This window comes from Kitasatospora cystarginea (genome assembly GCF_039533515.1).
Lineage (GTDB): Bacteria > Actinomycetota > Actinomycetes > Streptomycetales > Streptomycetaceae > Kitasatospora > Kitasatospora cystarginea.
Map to the genome: position 1 here is coordinate 20368 of NZ_BAAATR010000035.1, position 18828 is coordinate 39195.

An 18828-nucleotide genomic window follows, 5' to 3' on the forward strand; every position below is an offset into this window, starting at 1 on the left:
CCGGCCGGCGGTCAGACCCAGCGGAGAATGTCGTCGGAGCTGGTGAGAGTGGTCCCGGCCGGAAGACCGGCGATCGCCGGGACGTTGAGCCGGGGGTAGACGCTGACCCCGGAGAGCCGGGCGCCGGCGAAGACCCGCGCACCGTCGCCGACCGCCGAGTAGCCGTCCAGCCGGGCCGGCCGCACCCGGGCCGAGCGGATCTCCGCCATCGGCCCGACGTAACTGTCGCTGATCTCGGCGTACGGGCCGATCACCGCCGAGTCGCCGCAGGAGGCGCCGCTGAGCCTGGCGCCCTCGCACACCTCGGCACCGTCGCCGATGTCGGTGTACTCCAGGCGGACGTCGGCGCCGATGCTGACGTGCCGTCCGATCCGGACCCCGGGGCCGATCTGCACACTGCCTTCGGCGATCTTGTCGGCCAGGGTGGTGCCCGTGAGGTCGTCCCGGGCCGCCAGGCTCGACTCGTGGATCCAGTACCGCGGATCCTCGCTCTGCGGCCGCGGCATCAGCTGGTTCATCCCCAGGTAGTCGCCCGACAGGACGTCGCGCAGGGTCACCAGGTAGTCCTCGACGTTGCCCAGGTCGCCGAGGCGGCCGATCCGGTGCGCGGCCACCCGGTGTCCGTGGCGCACCAGCCAGGGCAGCAGTTCACCGCCCCAGTCCAGCCGCCGCTGGGCCTGGCGCATCAGCGCCGGCTCCCGGGCGGCCCGGCGCAGCCGGGCGCAGTCGACCAGGTACATCCCGGCGTTGGTCGGGATCACGTCCTCGTCGTCGGCCGCGTCGGGGAACAGGCCGTGCAACCGGTCGAGCGCGGGCTTCTCGACGAACCCGGCAACCAGACCGTCCGCCCCGGTTCGGATGGCGCCGTACTTCCCGGCGACCTCCCGCGGGCTGCGGGCCACCGAGGCCACGGTCACCACCGCGTCGGCCGCGTCGTGCGCGGCCTCCAGACCGGCCAGCGAGAAGTCGAAGACGGAGTCGACCGGCAGGACCAGCGCCCGCTCGGTGAGGTCCCACTGCTCCAGGTTGTGCAGCGTGGCCGCACCGGAGCCGACGTTGTAGCGGTCGAAGCTCGACCGGGAGTAGCGGACGTCGACGCCATAGCGCTCGCCGTGGCCGAGCACCAGCTTGATCTGGCTCCGGTTCTCCAGGCCCTGCGCGACCACGTGGAAACGGCGGATGCCCTGCTCCCGGCAGGCGTCGACCACCCACTCGATCAGCCGGCGGCCGGCGAACGGGAGCAGGGCCTTGCTGCGGATGTAGTCGGCGGACTCCAGGGTGAGGGGCTTGGCCCGTTCCCCGCGCCCTCCGGCCAGGATGATCCCGACCGTGCTGGACTCTCCCCCGGTCATGGCGTTCCTCCCCTAGGCAACCTGTCGACAAGATTCAACATCGGTTGTCAATTCTTGTCAAACGCCTCTGTCAATCTCCCCCTCCACTCAAGTTGAGGCCTGCGGCTTCACTGTCCGATTTATTAACCTTTCCACCTATTTACCATTCAAGGTGCGACGGTTTTCATGAGCACGACATAAGTCTTTCGGCCAATTCGCGAACGGGGATTCCCTGACGATCCGGCCCCATGGCTGGCCAATGACCTCGTGCGCTACGGTCGGTCCGACAGAAGTGACTGTTGGTGTCAATGAGTCGGTAAAGTCAACCGCCGGACACGCGCGCTTTAGGCGAACAGGGATGGACGGGGGCCATGGAGACGGAATTACGCCGCGCTGCCTTTTTCGACCTGGGTTCCTGCTGCAGATCCGTGGCCGGCGCGGTGGTCAGCGCGATCGAGACGCACAGGCGTGCCGGAGACCTGCTGATCCTCGTACTTCCTGACGACCGCGTCCCGCCGCACCCCTACCAGCTCGGACTGCGGATGGATCTGATGGTCTACGCCAGAAGCGCCCGCACCCCGGAGGACATCAACCAGCCGAGCAGCCTCGACAGCGCCAAACTGCAGATCGTCGTGGAGACCATGGCCAGGCTCGGGCTGGACGCCTCACGCTGCTTCGCCTACGGCCACCGTTCCAGCGGGCTCGGCACCCTCGCCGTGGTGGGCAACCCCCGGGTGATCGCCCCCGATCCGGAACTCACCCGGTACGCGCGCTCCCGGGGCTGGCCGTTGATCGACGCGCCGCGGGTGAGCCCGGAGACGCCCTCGTCCTGCTGACCGGACCGCACCGCCGTGCCGCTAACCCTCCTCCCACGCAGGGCACTTGCACCATCACGGCAGGACCCTGATCCCTCCTCACCGGGGAGCGGCGATCGGGCCCGCGGGTTCGCACCGGGTTCCCCCGGCCGCGGCGGAGCCGGTCCAGCCGGTCTCCAGGGCGGCCCCGGCAGGCGGGAGAACGCGCCGCGCCGGGCCGAGAGCCCCTCGAACGGCCCAGTCCCCGGTGGGATGTGCCCGCCACGCGATCGGCGGCCGAACGGCCGCTCCCCGGCGGCCCGACCGCTCCGGACAGGCCCGACCAGCGCACTCCCGCAGGCGTGGCGCGTCAGCACTCGAAGCAGAATCGGGCTAAAACAGGCATATGGCCCGAGTCCTGGGCCGCTGCTTTCGGCTGCCCCCAGCGCCGACCGGGTGGCCGCCGCGGGCGGCGACAGCCGTGCCCAGTTCGGAGGGAGCCGTCAGTGAGGCGTCTGCGGTCGATGGCGAGCATCCGCAGCGTCGCCGGGCAGATGTTCCTGCTGCAGGTGCTGATCGTGCTGCTGCTCGTGGTGTCCGCGGTGACCACGCTGGTGCTCAAGGCACGGAGCGACAGGTTCCAGTCAGCCCGCAGCCGTTCGCTCGCCGTCGCCGCGACCTTCGCCCAGGGTCCGGCCCTGGCGGACATCCTGAGGGGCCCCGACCCCACCGCGCAGCTCCAGCCCTACGCCCAGGCCGCCCAGACGCAGAGCGGAGTCGACTTCGTCGTGGTGATGAACCGGGACGGCATCCGCTACACCGCCCCCACGCCGGAGGAGATCGGGAAGAAGTTCATCGGCACCATCGGCCCCTCACTGGCCGGCGGCATCACCGTGGAGACCGTCAGCGGCGTGAGCGGCCAGGACGTGCAGGCGGTGGTCCCGGTGACCGACGCGAGCGGCACGGTGGTGGGCCTGGTGTCGTCCGGGCTCACGGTCAGCCAGGTGAGCGGTGCGATCAACCGTCAGCTGCCGGTCATCCTGGGTGCCGGCGCGGCCGCACTGGCGCTGGCGACGGCCGGTACGGCGCTGGTGACCGGCCGGCTGCGGCGGCAGACGCACGGCCTCGGCCCGGCCGAGATGACCCGGATGTACGAACACCACGACGCGGTACTGCACTCGGTGCGCGAGGGCGTGGTCATCGTCGGCGGCGACGGCCGGGTCCTACTGGTCAACGACGAAGCGCGCCGCCTGCTCGGCCTGCCCCCGGAGGCGGAGGGCCGGCTCGTCGACGACCTCCGCCTCGACCCCCGGATGGCCGAGTTGCTGAGCTCGCGCCGGGTCGCCACCGACGAGGTGGTACCGCTCGGAGAGCGGCTGCTGGCGGTGAACAACAGGCCCATCGAACGGGCCGGCGGGCCGCCCAGCAGCGTCGCCACCCTGCGGGACTCCACCGAGCTGCGCGCCCTCGCGGGGAAGGCCGAGGTGGCCCAGAGCCGGCTGCGACTGCTGTACGACGCCAGCGTCGCCATCGGCACCACCCTCGACGTCCAGCGCACCGCCGAGGAGCTCGCCCAGGTGGCGGTCGGCCGGTTCGCCGACCATGTCACCGTCGACCTCGCCGAGTCCGTCCTGCGCGGCGAGGAGCCGTCGACGGGCGTCTACGACGAGGCGCCGGAGCTGCGGCGGGTGGCCCTCGCCGGTGTCCGGGACGACCACCCGCTGTACCGGGAGGGCGGGGTGCACCGCTACCCTCCGGCCACCCCGATGGCGGTCGGCTTCGTCACCGGGCGCCCGGTACTGGTGCCGGACCTGCGGGCGTCCCTCGACACGCACACCCCGGGCGGTGACCGCACCCAGGTGATGCTGGGCTACGGCCTGCGCTCACTGATCACCGTCCCGCTGCGGGCCCGGGGGGTGCTGATGGGGATCGCCAACTTCTGGCGCGCCGAGGGGAGCGTGCCCTTCGACGAGGACGACCTGTCGCTGGCCGAGGAGTTGGCGGCCCGCGCCGCCGTTTCCATCGACAACGCCCGCCGCTTCACCCGCGAGCACAGCATGGCCGTCACCCTGCAGCACAGTCTGCTGCCGCGCGGCCTTCCCGAGCAGAACGCCCTCGAGATCGCCTACCGCTACCTGCCCGCCCAGGCCGGCGTGGGCGGCGACTGGTTCGACGTCATCCCGCTGCCCGGCACCCGGGTCGCCCTGGTGGTCGGCGACGTGGTGGGGCACGGTCTGCACGCCGCCGCGACCATGGGGCGGCTGCGCACCGCCGTGCAGAACTTCTCCACCCTCGACCTGCCGCCGGACGAACTCCTCGGCCATCTGGACGAACTCGTCACCCGGATCGACCAGGAGGCCGCCTCCGCGGAGGGGGAGACCGCGATCACCGGCGCCACCTGCGTGTACGCCATCTACGACCCCACCACCGGCCTGTGCAGTCTGGCCCGGGCGGGCCACCCACTGCCCGCCCTGGTCCACCCCGACGGCAGCACGGAGTTCCTCGAACTCCCCGCGGGACCACCGCTCGGCCTGGGCAGCCTGCCCTTCGAGGCGGTCGAGCTGGCCCTGCCCGAGGGCAGCAGCCTGGTGCTCTACACCGACGGCCTGGTCGAGGACCGCACCCGCGACATCAGCACCGGCCTCGAGATCCTCACCGACACGCTGGCCCACCCCGGCCGCAGCCCGCAGGAGACCTGCGACGCGGTCCTCGACGCGCTGCTGCCCGCCCGTCAGACCGACGACATCGCGGTGCTCGTCGCCCGCACGCGGCTGCTGGACCCCGAGCGGATCGCCGAGTGGGACGTACCCTCCGACCCGTCGGCGGTGGCCGGGGTACGGGCCGAGGTCACCCGGCAGCTGACCCGGTGGGACCTGGACGAGGCCGCGTTCGTCACCGAACTGGTGCTCAGCGAGCTGATCACCAATGCCATCCGCTACGGAACGCCACCGATCAGCGTGCGGATGCTCTACGACCGCACCCTGATCTGCGAAGTCTCCGACACCAGCAGCACCGCACCCCATCTGCGCTACGCGGCCGCCGAGGACGAAGGCGGCCGCGGGCTGTTTCTCATCGCACAGCTCGCCGAGCGCTGGGGGACCCGGTACACCCCCGACGGCAAGATCATCTGGGCCGAACAGCTCCTCCCCGGCGCCGCGGGCGCCGAGATCGTCCTACCCGGTCTCGACCTGGACAACTTGTTCTGATCACACTGGGAGTTGACGATCAAGCGGGGTCCCCAGGCCGTCCCTCACGGGTCGTGCGCGCCGCCCCGGAGGCCGCATCCGGCCCGTTCCTCAGCCACCCGCACCGACACCGGCCGACGCGCTTCGACTCCGACCACTCCGAACCGAAGGCCGATGTCGCGGCAATCCTCGACAAAACCAAATCCAGGGGGTATAAAACCAGCCACTCGCGGCCACAATCGATCAACGATTCGACCCTTGACAAATGTTTCACATGTCCTAATCTTTACATTATACCTTCGTAGACACAGGGGGGAGGAGGGGGCGCACTGGCCGCGGCCTCCACCGCCGCCTTTCGGTGCGCACGCCCAGCGTTTCTTATGAACCAATTGCAGGACGTCCTGAATTTCACCGACCGCATCGTCGACCGCATTCGATCCGACGACCGCATCCTGCCGACCGTCACCGTCTCGCGGGGGGACCACATCTACAACTGCACCGAGCGGGACCGCAGCGTTTATCTGATCAAGTCTGGGCAGGTCAAGACGGTGATGGTAACGTCCAGCGGCAAGCGATGTCTGCTCGACCTCTACATCACCGGGGATATCTTCGGCGAACTCTGCATGACGGATCCGTGTCGTGTCGAAACCGCCATAGCGATGGCCGACACCGAAATCACGAAAATCCCGCGCCGACGGCTCCTGACAATTCTCGAGGAGGAGGACCTCTTCGAGGGATTCGCCGAGCACCTCACCAGTCGACTCTCCGAACAGCAACGGATAATCGTCAATCTAGTAACGATGGAGAGCGAATTGCGGCTGGCTGCAAGATTACTCCAGCTGTCGCATCGTTTCGGCCAGATCCACCAGAGCGGGTCCACCATCGGCGCCCGGCTCACCCAGGAGGAACTCGCCGAAATGGTCGGGACGACCCGGTCCCGGGTGGGCTTCTTCCTCAAGCGGTTCCGGGAGGCCGGCCTGCTGGAGTCCAGCCGGGGCTGGATCACGATCCGCAACGAGGCGAGCCTGGCCGACTACATCGACGAGCGCATGGGACTCAGTACCGCCTTCTGACCTCCTCTCCCCGCCGTGTGGCACCCCCCGGGCCGTCCGGGCCGGTCACGCCGGCCCGGTCACCACGGTGTGCACCAGGCGGCCCTGGGCCACCTCCGCGAGTTCGCCGCCGAGTTGCTCCACCACCAGATGGTCATGGGTCACCACCACCAGCGCGACGCCGAGCTCCCGGCTGATCCGGTCGAGCACCTCCAGCACGGCCAGTGCGGTGGAGCGGTCCAGCGCGCTGGTGATCTCGTCGCAGAGCAGGACGTCCGGCCGGGCCGCCAACGCCCGTGCCAGTGCGACGCGTTGACGCTCACCTCCCGACAACGCCGCTGGCCTACAGGATAGATGACTTTCCGTCAGACCGATCCGGCGGACCAGATCCAGTGTCTCCTCGGCGACCCGGTCTGGCGGCACCAGGGCGAACTGCCGCATCGGGCGCCCCACGATCCGGGCCACGGTGTGCCGCGGGTTGAGCGAGTCGTACGGGTTCTGGGGGACCAACTGGAGCCTCCGGCGCTGGAGTGCCGTCCGCTCCCCCACGCTGGCCGCCAACACCTCGCCGGCCAGGGCGACTTGGCCCCCGGTCGGCTCCACAAGACCGGCCATCGACCGCAGCAGGGTGCTCTTGCCGCTGCCGGAGGGGCCGACGACGCAGAGTCGGCCGCCGGCCGGAACGGTCAGCTCCACCCCGGCGAGGACCTGCCCGGCCCCCGGCCGCTCCACCGTGAGCCCGGCCACCGACAGGCGGGCGGCACCGGCCGGCTCCGCCGCCAGCAGACCGGGCACCGGCTCCACTGGTCCGACCTTCTCCTCGTCCACACTGGTGGTCCCCGGCTCGGCGGGGCCCCGGCCGGTCGGCCCGGTCTCTACCAGCACCTCGGCCGCGGGACCCGTCCGCACCACCCGTCCCTCGCGCACCATCACCACCGTGTCGGCGCTGCGGGCCACCGCGGCGAGGTCGTGCGAGATCAGCAGCACCGCGGTCCCGGCCTTGCGGCAGAGTTCGACCACCTCGACCAGCAGCCGGGCGGTGTTCTCCGGATCAAGCGCGCTGGTGGGCTCGTCCAGCACCAGCAGGCGCGGGTCGCGAGCCAACGCGACCGCCATGGCGAGCCGTTGGAGCTGGCCGCCGGATAGCTGGAACGGGCGCCTGGCGAGGAAGGCCGCATCGTACGGCAGGGCAACCCGGCGCAGCGCCTCCTCGGCGCGCGGGCGCCGTTCGGGCGCGGGCACGCCGGCCGCGCGCAGCTGCTCGGTGATCTGCTCCGCCACGCGGAGGTTCATCGGCAGCGAGGTCCTGGGGTCCTGGGCGACGTACCCGACGGTCCGCGCGCGGTGGCGGGCCAGTTCGCGGCGCGACAGCCCGTCCAGGGCGATCCCGAAGAGGTGTGCCGTACCGGCGACGCGCTCCAGGCCGGGGGCGGTGTGGCCGAGCAGGGCCAGGGCGGTGCTGGTCTTGCCGCTTCCGGAGTCGCCGATCAGGGCCACCACCGTCCCCTGACTGACCGTCAGATCGATGCCCCGGACGGTCTCCCGGCCGGACTCGGCGACCCGCAGGCGCAGCCCGCGGACGGCCGCCACGGTGTCCGGGGCCGCGCCGGGCCCGGTGGGCGCGGCCCGCCCGGGTGCCGGCTTCCGCACCGCGGTGCGGAAGCCGCGCCGGCGCGCGCGCTCCGCGAAGCCGAGGCTGTCGGCCAGCCGCCCGGCGGCCAGCAGCAGAACCAGCAGCATCGCCGCGGGTGCCAGCACGGCGAGGGGCTGGAGACTCAGACCACCCTGGTTCTCCATGATCATCAGACCCCAGTCGGGCGTGGGTGGCTGCGCCCCGAGTCCCAGGAAGCCTGCGGTGGCGACCGCGTAGGCGGCGCCGGCGAAGCGCACCGACGCGTCGGCGGCCAGCGTCAGTACCAGGTTCGGCAGCACCTCGCGGAAGAGCACGGCGGCGGTGGACTCGCCGCGGGCCACCGCGACCTCGACGTAGTCGTGGGCCAGGATCTGGACGGTGGCGGCCCGGACGACCCGGGTGATGTCCGGCAGCATCACCGCGACCACCGAGATCGCCACCCCGGTCACGCCGGGTCCGGTACCGGTCGCGATCACCGCGATCAGCACCAGCGGCGGCAGGCCCATCAGCACGTCCGCCATCCGCATCGTCAGGGTGGCCGCCCAGCCGCCGCGGAAGGCGGCGAGCATCCCGGCCGCGGTGCCCAGCAGGTAGGCGGCCAGCAGGATCACCACGGAGAGCAGGACCAGCGTCCGGCCGCCGGCCAGCACCCGGCTGAGCACATCGGCCCCGAGGTGGTCGGTGCCCAGCAGATGGGCGCCGTCGGCCGGAGCGAACGGCACTCCGACGCCCACCAGCGGGTTCTCGGGAGCCAGCCACGGCCCGCACAGCGTCAGCAGCACCAGCAGGACTAGGACCACCGCGGCCACCGGCCTGCGGCGGCCGGACCGGGTCGGGGGCTGCACGGCGTCGGTGGCCTTCACTGCGGCATTCTCCTCAGGGGGTCGACCAGTACACCCAGCAGATCGCCGAGCAGGTTCACCAGGACGGTCACCGCGGCGACGGTCAGCGCGGCCGCCTGTACGGTGGGCACGTCCCGCCCGGCGGACGCCTGCACCAGCATCGAGGCCAGCCCGGGGTAGCCGAACAGCGTCTCGGCCACCAGGGCACCGCCGACGAGCAGCGACAGGTACCGCGCCAGCAGCGGGATCACCGGCGGGATCGCGGCCGGCAGCACGTACCGCAGCACCACCCGGTGCTCGGGTACACCGTTGAGCCGCGCCGTGGCCACCGCGTCGCCCGCGCTCACCGCCACCACGCCCGCGCGCACCAGCCTGGCGTTGTGGGCGACGCAGGCCACCAGCAGGGTCACCACCGGCAGCACCAGGATCTGCGGCCGGTCGGCCAGTTGCTGGCCCGGGCCGAGCACCGAGACGGCCGGCAGCCAGTCCAGCTCGACCGCGAGCAGCAGCACCAGGACCGTCCCGGTGACGAACTCCGGCAGCGACACCAGGCTCAGGGTGACCAGTGCGACGACCCGGTCGGCGAGGCCGCCGGCCCGCAGGCCCGCCCAGACCCCGAGGCCGAGCGAGACGGGTACCAGCAGGGCGACCGTGACCCCGGCGAGCACCAGCGAGTTCCCGGCCCGTGCGCAGAGCAGGTCGGCGACCGGTGTGCCGGAGACGTAGGAGCGCCCGAGGTCGCCGTGCAGCACGCCGAGCAGCCACCCGCCGTAGCGGACCAGCGCGGGCCGGTCCAGGCCAAGTTCGGCCCGGCGGGCGGCGATGGCGGCCGGGTCGGCCTCCCCGCCGAGGGAGACCGACGCGGCGTCGCCGGCGGCGGCCCCGGTGGCCGCGAAGACGATCGCCGAGACCGCCAGCAGCACCAGCGCGCCGGACAGCAGCCGGCGCAGCACGAATCGCCACAGCGTCCACCGGCCGGCACCCGCGGTCGCGGTGGCGGTGGCCGTCGGATGGGTGGCCGTCATGCGAGGTAGGCGTCCTTGAAGCTGGGGAAGGTCGGGTAGCCGAGCGACTTGACGCCCTGTACCCGCGGCGAGGCCGCGGCGAGCACCGGCGCCTTCGCCCACACCAGGTCCCCGCCCTCCTCGTGGAGCAGCTGCTGGATGTCGGCGAGCGAGCTGCGCCGCTGCTCGTCGGTGACTGCGGAGCGGACCTTGGTCACCAGGTCGTCCACCTTCGGGCCGGCCAGCCCGGTGAACGGCAGCAGCGCGTCGCTGCCGTAGAAGAACAACACGTCCAGCGGCAGCGGCCGCGGTTTGCGGTTCGCGGACTGGAACTTGGCGCCGATGAAGACCTTGGGGTCGGCGAAGAAGTCGCCGGCCGGCACCTTGTCCAGGTTGATGGTGATGCCGGCCTTCTTCGCCTGCTCGGCGAGGACGACCGCGCCCTCGGTCAGACCGTACTCGTAGTCGCTGGTGCGGATGGTCAGCGAGAGGTTGCCGGCGCCCGCCTGGGCCAGCAGCTGCTTCGCCCGGTCCGGGTCGTACCGGGTCTGCGGCAGGTCGTCGGCGTAGAACGGGAGGTGCTTGCCGAACAGGTCGTTGGCCACCTCGCCGAAACCGAGGGTGACCCGGTCGACCATCTGCTGCCGGTCGACCGTGTACTTGAGCGCCTGGGCCACCCGCGGGTCGGTGAACGGTGCCTGGCTGCGCTTGAGCATCGCGCCGAAGTTGGGCCACTCCCACTTCGGCGGGGTGATCAACTGAATTTTGCCGTTGGCCCGTTCGGCCTTGCCGGCCACCAGCGAGATGCTCGCGGCGTAGTCGACCTGGCCTGCCTTGAGCGCGTTCAGCCGGGCGGTGCCGTCGGCGATGGAGACCAGCTCCAGCTCGTCCAGGTAGGGGCCCTCCGGCCCCCAGTAGTCGGGGTTGCGCTTGAGCAGCGCGCCCTGGCCGACCTTGTGCTGGGTCAGGATGTACGGGCCGCTGCCGGGCACGGCGGTGAAGTCCTTGGTGCCGTCCGGGATGACGAAGATGCCCTGGGTGAGGATCAGGTCCAGGCAGCCGTTCGGACGCTTCATCGGCAGCAGGAGGGTGCGGTCGTCCTTGCGCTGGGCTCCTGCGAGGTCGATGTCGGCGAGCAGCGGGGACTGGTTGGCCTTGGCGTCCATGTAGGTGCGCAGGGTGAACAGCACGTCGGCGGCGGTGAGTCTGCGGCCGTCGGTGAAGTGGACTCCGTCGCGTACCCGGAGGGTCCAGGCGGTGCCGTCGGCGTTGGGCTCGACGCTCTCGGCGAGCTGCATCTGGGTGCGGCCGTCGGGGCCGACGACGCACAGCTCGTCGTAGACGACCCGGGCACGGACGTAGTCGATCGGCGTGTTGGCGGCCTTCGTCACGTCGCCGGTCTCGTTGCTGCCGCCGATGAACGCGGCCCGCATCCGACCGCCCTTCCTCGGGGTGCCACTCGCACTGCTCGCCGTGACGGGCTTCGCGTCCGATCCGCAGGCGGTGAGCAGCGCGGCTCCCGCGGCACCCGCCGAGATGCCCGCCGCGGCTCGCAGCAGTGTCCTTCTCGACACCGAGCGCCCTGACTCAGTCATGGATCCTCCTCTGTTCCCCGGCCGCGACTCATGGACCGTGACGGCGCGAGGAACGTATCCACCTGAAGCTGGTGGGATCTGCGCAGCTTTGAGCATCCCGGGCACCGTTGGCGCTCAGCAGTGAGCATACGGTCCGGACCGCAGCTGCCAGCCTGAGCGCATGGACAATCAACTGACAGAGCTGCCAAGCGACTTCGAGCGGGTGCTGTGCGTGGTCGCGCACCCGGACGACATGGAGTTCGGCTCGGCCGGCGCGGTCGCCGCCTGGACGGCGGCCGGCAAGCAGGTGGCCTACCTGCTGCTGACCCGGGGCGAGGCCGGCATCGACTCGATGGCCCCGGCCGAGGCGGCCCGGGTACGGGAGGAGGAGCAGCGCCGCAGCGCCGAGGTGGTCGGGGTGGACAGCGTGGAGTTCCTCGACCACCGGGACGGCACGGTGGAGTACGGCCCGGCGCTGCGCCGGGACATCGCGGCGGCGATCCGCCGGCACCGGCCGGAGCTGGTGGTGGGCTACAACCACCGGGAGAACACGTACACGGGCAAGTGGAACACCCCGGACCACCGCAACTGCGGGCTGGCGCTGCTGGACGCGGTCGGCGACGCGGGCAACCGCTGGATCTTCCCGGAGGCCGGCGAGCCCTGGGCCGGGGTGCGGTACGCGGCGATGGCGAGCTCTCCGGCGCCGACGCACGCCGTCGACGTCACGGACTCGGTGGACAAGGCGGTGGCCTCGCTGGAGGCCCACGGCAGCTATCTGGCCGCGCTGGGCGGCGGACGGCCGGTGGACGTGCGCACCCCGCTGACCGGCCTGTTCCGGGCCACCGGCGAACGGTTCGGCGGCCGGCTGTCGGTCGGCTTCGAGCTGGTGGTCGGCTGAGAGACGGCCTCGGGATCGCGGGCCGGATGCGCATGGCGGCGGCGTACGGCTTTGCAACGGCGGGCCGGATGCGCATGGCGGCGGCGTACGGCTTTGCAACGGCGGGCCGGATGCGCAATCTTGGCCAGGCACGGCGGCCCGCGGTCCCTAGGGTCGTCCCATGGCTGCTATCCCATACACGAAGTACGAGGACGTGGCACGGGCCCTGGAGTGGCTGACCGAGGCGTTCGGGTTCACCGAGCGGGAGCGCTTCGCCAACCCCGACGGGTCCGTGTTCCACGCGGAGATGCTGACCCCGGCCGGCGACCCGGTGTTCCTGGCCGGACCGGGCGGTGACTACCGTGCGCCGGCGAGCACCGGGTACCGCAGCGCGATGGTGTCGGTGGAAGTGCCGGACGTCGACGCGCAGTTCGCGCGGGCCGAGGCGGCGGGCGCCAAGCCGGTGTTCCCGCCGACCGACACCCCGCAGGGCATGCGGGTCTGCAAGGTGGAGGACCTCGAGGGCCACGAGTGGTTCTTCACCCGGCACTCGGCCGGCTGAGACCGCGCCGGGTCCGGTACGACCGAGCGGGCCGGGGGGACTCCCCGGCCCGCTTCATCGTCGTGCGGTGCCTCACCAGGCGACCGGGAGGGCCTCCAGGCTGTGGATGACCACGTTCTTCTTCCACACCAGCTCGGCCTCGGGCACCGCCAGCCGCAGCCCGGGGAACCGGCGGATCAGCGAGGCGAGGCCGATCTGCAGCTCCAGCCTGGCGAGTTGGGCGCCCACGCAGTGGTGGATGCCGTGTCCGAAGCTGGTGTGGGCGCCCGGCCTGCGGGTGATGTCGAAGGTGTCCGGGGCGTCCCAGACCTCGGCGTCGCGGTTGGCCGAGTTGGTGACTGCGATGACGCCCTCGCCGGTCCGGATCACCTCCCCACCGATCTTGACGTCCTCGGTGGCGACCCGGATCAGCCCGCCGGCCGCGCCGCCGGGGATGTAGCGCAGCAGTTCCTCGACGGCGTCGCCGATCCGTTCCGGCTCGGCCCGCAGCAGTGCCAGCTGCGCCGGGTTACGCAGCAGCACCAGGACGGCGTTGGCCAGGCGGTTGGCGGTGGTCTCGTAGCCGGCCACGATCAGCCCGCCGGCGAAGGAGACCAACTCGCGCTCGGTGAGCCGGTCCTCGTTGTCGCGGGCCGCGATCAGCACGCCGAGCAGGTCGTCGGTGGGGTCGGCCCGGCGCTGCTCGACCATGCCGGCCAGGTAGCCGATCAACGCGTTGCGGGCGGCGACCGCGGCCTCCAGGGCGTCCGGGGAGGTCCGGAACATCAGGTCGGACCACTCCCGGAAGCGCGCCTGGTCGCGCTGCGGCACGCCGAGCAGGTCGCAGATGGTGGTGATGGGCAGCGGCCCGGCCAGGCCCGGTACCACGTCCGCCTCGGCGCCACCCTCCGCCATGGCGTCCAGCAGCCGGTCGACGGTGCGCTGGACACCCGGGCGCATCCCCGCGATACGGCGGGCGGTGAAGGCCGGGGCGACCAGTTTGCGCAGCCGGGTGTGGTCGGGCGCGTCCTTGCTGACGATCGACTCCGGATCGCCCTCGACGCCGGGCATGAACCGCGGCGCCCCGGGCCGGGTGGCGGCCTGCCGGCTGAACCGCGGGTCGCTGAAGACCGTCCGGACGTCCTCGTAGCGGGTCACGATCCAGGCCTGGTCGCCACTGGGCAGGGTCACCCGCACGGCAGGCTGCTCGGCCCGCAGGCGGGCGTACTCCGGCGACGGGTCGAGGGCCGACAGGATGGGGAACGGGAACTGCTGCGGGGTCTCCTGGCACGGGTCGGCAGGGCCCAGGTCCGAGTCAGGCCGGGTCACTCCGGCTCCCTTCTTCGGTCGGTGAGTGCGGGTAGTGGTCGTGGCGGCCGGGTGCGGTCACCAGGTGGCCGGCAGCGCGTGCACGCCGTGGACGAACATGTCGGTGCGGAACGGCACTTCGGTCAGCGGGACGGCCAACCGCAGCGTGGGCACCCTGGTGAACAGGGTGGACCAGAGCACCTGGAGCTGCAGCCGGGCCAGCAGCTGGCCCAGGCACTGGTGGAGTCCGAAGCCGAAGGCCAGGTGCTCGTTGCCCGCCCGGGTGAGGTCCAGCCGGTCGGGGTCGGAGAAAACGCTCTCGTCCCGGTTCGCCGAGGAGAGCACCACGACCACGCCCTCACCGGCCTTGATGGTCCGTCCGCCGACCTCGACGTCCTCCAGCGCCGCGCGGCGCAGGCCGTAGTCGATGACCGTCTGGTGGCGCAGCAGCTCCTCCACCGCGGCCGGCACCAGGTCCGGGTCGGCCCGCAGCGCGGCGAGCTGCTCGGGGTGCTGGAGCAGGGTGAGCGTGCCGATGCCGATCTGGTTGGCGATGGTCTCGAAGCCGGCGATCATCAACAGGGTGGCGATGCCGACCAGTTCGTCGTGGTCGATGCCGTCCTCGGCCATCCGGGCCGCGGCCCGGCTGAGCAGGTCGTCGGCGGGCTCCTGCCGCTTGCTGGTCACCAGGCGGTCCAGATAGCCGCGCAGTTCGTTGCGGACCACCTCGCGGCGGGCCGGCGGCGCCTGCTGGTCGCCGATCACCTGGGTGCAGCGCTGGAAGAACTCCCGGTCCTGGTAGGGGACTCCGAGGAGTTCGCAGATCACCAGGGTGGGCAGCGGCAGGGCGAGGACCCGGACCAGGTCGGCCGAGGTCCCCGCGGCGAGCATCTCGTCGATCAGCCCGTCCACGATCCCCTGGATCGCGGGCCTCAGGCGCTCCAACCGCTTGAGCCGGAACTCGCCCACTATGGTGCGCCGGAGCCGCCCGTGGTCCGGCGGGTCCATCCGGATGAAGGTTCCCGGGCCGGGCGGCCGTACGGTCATCCGGGCCGGGAACCCCTCACGGGAGAAGTCCGAGCTGAACCTCGGGTCCGCCAGTACCGCGCAGGCGTCGGCGTGCCGGGTGACCAGCCACACCTCGTTGCCGTCGAAGTCCAGGGTGGCCTTGGTGATCGGCTGCTCGCGCAGCCGGTGGTAGTCGGGCGCCGGATCCATCGGGCAGGTTCGCGGGATGGGGTACGACGACGGGCTCGTGGTGTCCAAGGGTCGCGTCCTGTTCGTCCGACGGGCGGCTGCCGGGCGGGTTGCCCGGCAGCCATCCTCACCGCCGTACGGTGACGCGTCTGCTCAACTTTGTGCTGGTGGAAGGCACGCTCTACCGGAAGTCGTAGTCGAGCCGGTAGGTCGCGTTGCCGGCCTCCTCGTGCGTGGCGGTGAAGCCGCCGCTGCCGGTGAGGCCGGCCAGCTCACCGGTGCCGGAACCGGGAACCACCGTCCAGCTGACCTCGGCGGTCGTGCCGGTCAGCTCTCCGGTGTGCTGGAGCACGAAGCTCCCGGAGCGGCCGCCGAGCCGACCCGTGATCTGCTCCAGGCCGACGAAGCTCGTCGACGTCTCGGACCGGTAGAACATCACGTACTCCTGCACCCCCTGGCCCTCGATGTCGCCGCTGTAGGAGTACTCGACGGCCGACCTGGTCAGCTTGCGGCCGTCGGCCTCGGTGAAGTCCTGCTCCTCCCAACTCTTGAGCGTGCGCGTACCGGTGGCGTTCGTGCTCATGAGTAGTCCTCTCCTTGACCGGATGTCGCGGGCGCACCCGTGCCGGGTGCCGGCTCGGCTCGCCCCCGGGCGCTCGTACCCGGCGTCGGCGCTCTCCCCCAGCCTAGGCGGCTGGGAGATGTCCTCCGCTCCGGCGCGCCGCCTAACCAGCATGCCCCGCAGAGCCGTTGTCCGCGAACCAGTCGCGCATTCCGCCCTCGATTCCCGCGACGTGACGCCACACCAGGCCGTCCTTGAGGACGTATGCGCCGAAGCCGAGCTCGCGTTCGCCGCGCACGCTCATCACGGCACGCACGAAGATGGTGTCCTCGCTGTGGGTGTACTCCAGCAGCCGCTCGTAGCGGGCGTCGATGTCCATGTACCGGCCGAAGGTCTCGCCGATCTCCTTGATGCCGTTCAGGATGCCCTGGAACCGGACCACCACCGCGTCCGGGTGGTAGGTCTCGATCAGCGCGGCGATGTCCTTCGTCTCCAGGCACTCGATCTGGCGGACGAAGATCGGGTGACAGGCCGACAGGTCCAGCTCCGACATGGTGACTCCTTCGTGGGTCGGTGGTGCTGACAGGGATGTGCGGTTGACCGGGTGGTGCTACGCCCTGCCCGGCGTAGTCGGCCGGCCGGGCCTAGGAGCGCGCGGGCACGCCCAACCGGTCGCGGACCAGCGCGAGCAGCTCACGCGGGTCCTGTCTCAGGTAGAAGTGGTCGCCGTCCAGCACCCGCAGCTCGAACGGTCCTCTGGTGGTGTCCCGCCAGCCGGCCATCTCGTCCGCGCCCACCTGCGGGTCGGCGCGGCCCACCACGGCGGACACCGGACAGCCCAACAGGCCCCCGGACAGCGGGACGTACGTCTCGTTCAGCTCGAAGTCGGCCCGCAGGACCGGGGCGAAGGCCCGTAGCAGCCCGGGGTGGGACAGCACCTCGGGCGGGGTGCCGCCCATCCGCCCGACGGCGGTGAGGAACTGCTCCTCCGGCAGCCGGTGCAGCGGATCCAGTCGGGCTGGCAGATGCGGGGCGCGACGGGCCGAGACGAACAGCTGCCGCGGCTCCCCCCAGCCCCGGGCGCCGAGTTCCCGGGCCGTCTCGTACGCGAGCACGGCGCCCAGGCTGTGCCCGAACAGCGCGAAGGGCCGGTCCAACATCGGGAGCAGCCCGTCACAGAGCCGGCCGACCACGTCGGCCACCCGGCGCAGCGGCCGTTCACGGGAGCGGCTCTCCCGGCCGGGCAGCAGGATCGGCGCGACGTCCAGGTCAGGTCCCAGCTTCCGCTGCCAGGAGCGGAATCCGGCGGGTCCGCCGCCGGCGTGCGCGAAGCAGAACAGTCGGGTGCCGGCATCGGGGGCCGCTGGCCCGCCCGCCGTCCACGGTCCGGTCACGGTGCTCCTCACTCCTCTCCTCCGCCGCTAGCAGCCGGCCAACAGGATGCTGGTCTCGATGCCCCCGAAGCCGAAGCCGTTGGAGAGCGCGTACCGGATGGCGGCGTGCTGCGCCGAGCGCCCGGCGAACCGCAGTCCGGCGTCGACGGGTCGGTACAGGTTGACGTTCGGGTGGACGAAGCCCGCCCGCATCTGGAGCACGGTGGCCACCGCCTCGATCACTCCGGCGGCGTGCAGGGTGTGGCCGGTCAGCGCCTTGGTGGCGTTGATCCACGGCCCGTCGGGCCGCTCTCCGAACACCGCGCGCAGCGCCTCGGCCTCGGTGCGGTCGCCCAGCTCGGAGGCGGTGCCGTGCGCGTTGACGTAACCGACCTGCTCGGGTTCGAGACCGGCCGTCCGCAGGGCGGCGGTCATCACCGCGCTCTCACCGTGCCGGTCGGGGTCGGCCTGGCTGTTGCCGTCCAGCCCGATCCCGTACCCGGCCAGCCGGGCGAGCGGCCGGGCACCGCGCCGCCGGACCGACTCCGTGCTCTCCAGCACCAGTGCGCCGCAGCCCTGTCCGAGCACGAAGCCGGTGCGCTCCGCGTCGAAGGGCCGGCAGACCTCGGCCGGATCCTCGCGGGCCCTGCCGTCGGCCATCGCACCCAGGTTGAACAGCGCCTGCCGTTCCAGCTCGGAGAGTTCGGCGCAGGCGCCGACCACCAGGCAGGCGTCGACCGCGTCCAGCGCGAGCAGCCGTGCCGCGGTGATGATGCCGACGTTGCCGCTGGCCGAGGCGCCGCCGACGGTGCAGCCCTCACCGGTGATGCCCAGCACCTCGCTCAGCACGCCCAGGTGGTCGCTGTCCAGCAGGTGCAGCGCCGCCCGGGCCGGGACGTGGGAGCGGCCGCGCCGCAGTCTCGGGTACAGGCTCTCGGCGTAGCCGGCGGTGAGGTTGTGGCCGGCCACCACCAGGCCGATCCGCTCCGGTGGCGGGCCGTCGGTGTCCAGGCCGGCCTGCTGCCAGGCGGCGAGTGCGGTGAGCAGCGCCGTCCGCACCCCCATCGGTGCCCGGGCCGCCGTCCGCACCGCCCTGGCGTGCCGCCCCGGCACGAGGCCGGGCAGCGCGTCGAGTTCCGCCGGCAGGTCCGGGATCGTCAGCCGGGCGGCGACGGCGCTCTGACCGGCCTGGGCGGACGGCAGCCGGGTGATGCCGCTGCGCCCGGCCCGCAGCGCCTCGGTGAATCCGGCCAGGTCAGTGGCGAGGGCGGTGCGCACCGCCATGCCGGTGATGACGGCGGGCTTCACGGGCGGTGCGCCCGGAGCAACTCGACCAGGGCGCCGATGTGCGGGAGTCCGTGGAACTCGGGCACCGGGACGTCGATGCCCAGGTCCTCCAGGACCAGGGTGACCACCTCGGCCCGGTCGATGCTGTTGCAGCCGAGATCGGCCATCGACACCTCGGGGGTGACCTCGGCCGGGTCGATCTCGGGCACCACGGCGACGATGTGCCGCCGTACCGTCTCGAAGAGCAGCTGTTCGTCCATCGCTCGTC

General features: G+C 71.9%; 16 protein-coding genes. 5 read left to right on the forward strand and 11 right to left on the reverse strand.

Going from position 1 to position 18828, the window contains the following annotated elements:
* Window positions 1-11: 11 nt before the first annotated feature.
* On the reverse strand, window positions 12-1352 hold the full coding sequence (locus tag ABD369_RS30160) for a sugar phosphate nucleotidyltransferase (protein ID WP_344639747.1): 1341 nt from the start codon (window positions 1350-1352) through the stop codon (window positions 12-14).
* A 350-nt stretch (window positions 1353-1702) separates the two neighbouring features.
* Between ABD369_RS30160 and ABD369_RS30165 the strand changes: the two genes are divergently transcribed.
* The 3 genes from ABD369_RS30165 (at window position 1703) to ABD369_RS30175 (ending at window position 6383) form a co-directional block, all read left to right on the forward strand.
* A complete protein-coding gene (locus ABD369_RS30165; protein WP_344639748.1) occupies window positions 1703-2167 on the forward strand; it encodes an HAD family hydrolase in 465 nt (154 codons plus the stop codon).
* Between the two features lie 482 nt (window positions 2168-2649).
* On the forward strand, window positions 2650-5331 hold the full coding sequence (locus ABD369_RS30170; RefSeq protein ID WP_344639789.1) for a SpoIIE family protein phosphatase: 2682 nt from the start codon (window positions 2650-2652) through the stop codon (window positions 5329-5331).
* Between the two features lie 359 nt (window positions 5332-5690).
* Window positions 5691-6383: a Crp/Fnr family transcriptional regulator gene (locus ABD369_RS30175; RefSeq protein ID WP_344639749.1), complete on the forward strand. Its 693-nt coding sequence runs from the start codon at window positions 5691-5693 to the stop codon at window positions 6381-6383.
* A 45-nt stretch (window positions 6384-6428) separates the two neighbouring features.
* Here ABD369_RS30175 and ABD369_RS30180 read toward each other — a convergent pair whose 3' ends face one another.
* Genes ABD369_RS30180 through ABD369_RS30190 form a run of 3 tightly spaced genes read right to left on the reverse strand, consistent with a single transcriptional unit; the run spans window position 6429 to window position 11436 of the window.
* Window positions 6429-8858 (reverse strand): ABC transporter ATP-binding protein/permease, encoded by a 2430-nt coding sequence (locus tag ABD369_RS30180; protein ID WP_344639750.1) that lies wholly within the window; start codon window positions 8856-8858, stop codon window positions 6429-6431.
* Complete coding sequence (locus tag ABD369_RS30185; RefSeq protein ID WP_344639751.1) at window positions 8855-9862, reverse strand: ABC transporter permease; 1008 nt, start codon at window positions 9860-9862, stop codon at window positions 8855-8857. Before ABD369_RS30185 ends, ABD369_RS30180 begins: the two co-directional genes overlap by 4 nt.
* On the reverse strand, window positions 9859-11436 hold the full coding sequence (locus ABD369_RS30190; protein WP_344639752.1) for an ABC transporter substrate-binding protein: 1578 nt from the start codon (window positions 11434-11436) through the stop codon (window positions 9859-9861). Before ABD369_RS30190 ends, ABD369_RS30185 begins: the two co-directional genes overlap by 4 nt.
* Before the next feature lie 160 nt (window positions 11437-11596).
* On the opposite strand from ABD369_RS30190, the gene ABD369_RS30195 reads away from it, so the two are divergent.
* Both ABD369_RS30195 and ABD369_RS30200 read left to right on the forward strand, forming a co-directional pair.
* The gene (locus ABD369_RS30195) at window positions 11597-12313 is read left to right on the forward strand and encodes a PIG-L deacetylase family protein (protein WP_344639753.1); all 717 of its coding nucleotides are present in this window, start codon (window positions 11597-11599) and stop codon (window positions 12311-12313) included.
* A 160-nt stretch (window positions 12314-12473) separates the two neighbouring features.
* Window positions 12474-12854, forward strand: a complete 381-nt coding sequence (locus ABD369_RS30200) for a VOC family protein (protein ID WP_344639754.1) — start codon at window positions 12474-12476, stop codon at window positions 12852-12854.
* A gap of 72 nt (window positions 12855-12926) precedes the next feature.
* Here the strand turns inward: ABD369_RS30200 and ABD369_RS30205 are convergent, their stop codons facing one another.
* The 7 genes from ABD369_RS30205 to ABD369_RS30235 form a co-directional block, all read right to left on the reverse strand.
* Entirely contained in the window at window positions 12927-14162 is a 1236-nt protein-coding gene (locus ABD369_RS30205) for a cytochrome P450 (protein ID WP_344639755.1), read from the reverse strand.
* A 57-nt stretch (window positions 14163-14219) separates the two neighbouring features.
* Window positions 14220-15407, reverse strand: a complete 1188-nt coding sequence (locus ABD369_RS30210) for a cytochrome P450 (protein ID WP_344639756.1) — start codon at window positions 15405-15407, stop codon at window positions 14220-14222.
* Window positions 15408-15519: 112 nt separating this feature from the next.
* A complete protein-coding gene (locus tag ABD369_RS30215; protein ID WP_344639757.1) occupies window positions 15520-15921 on the reverse strand; it encodes a DUF3224 domain-containing protein in 402 nt (133 codons plus the stop codon).
* A 142-nt stretch (window positions 15922-16063) separates the two neighbouring features.
* A complete protein-coding gene (locus ABD369_RS30220; protein ID WP_344639758.1) occupies window positions 16064-16453 on the reverse strand; it encodes a nuclear transport factor 2 family protein in 390 nt (129 codons plus the stop codon).
* 91 nt (window positions 16454-16544) lie between these two features.
* Window positions 16545-17306 carry a thioesterase II family protein gene (locus ABD369_RS30225; protein ID WP_344639759.1) on the reverse strand — a complete coding sequence of 254 codons (762 nt, stop codon included), beginning with the start codon at window positions 17304-17306 and terminating at the stop codon, window positions 16545-16547.
* 15 nt (window positions 17307-17321) lie between these two features.
* The gene (locus ABD369_RS30230; RefSeq protein WP_344639760.1) at window positions 17322-18581 is read right to left on the reverse strand and encodes a beta-ketoacyl synthase N-terminal-like domain-containing protein; all 1260 of its coding nucleotides are present in this window, start codon (window positions 18579-18581) and stop codon (window positions 17322-17324) included.
* Entirely contained in the window at window positions 18578-18820 is a 243-nt protein-coding gene (locus ABD369_RS30235) for a phosphopantetheine-binding protein (RefSeq protein ID WP_344639761.1), read from the reverse strand. The genes ABD369_RS30230 and ABD369_RS30235 overlap by 4 nt, the downstream gene beginning before the upstream one ends.
* Window positions 18821-18828: the final 8 nt, after the last annotated feature.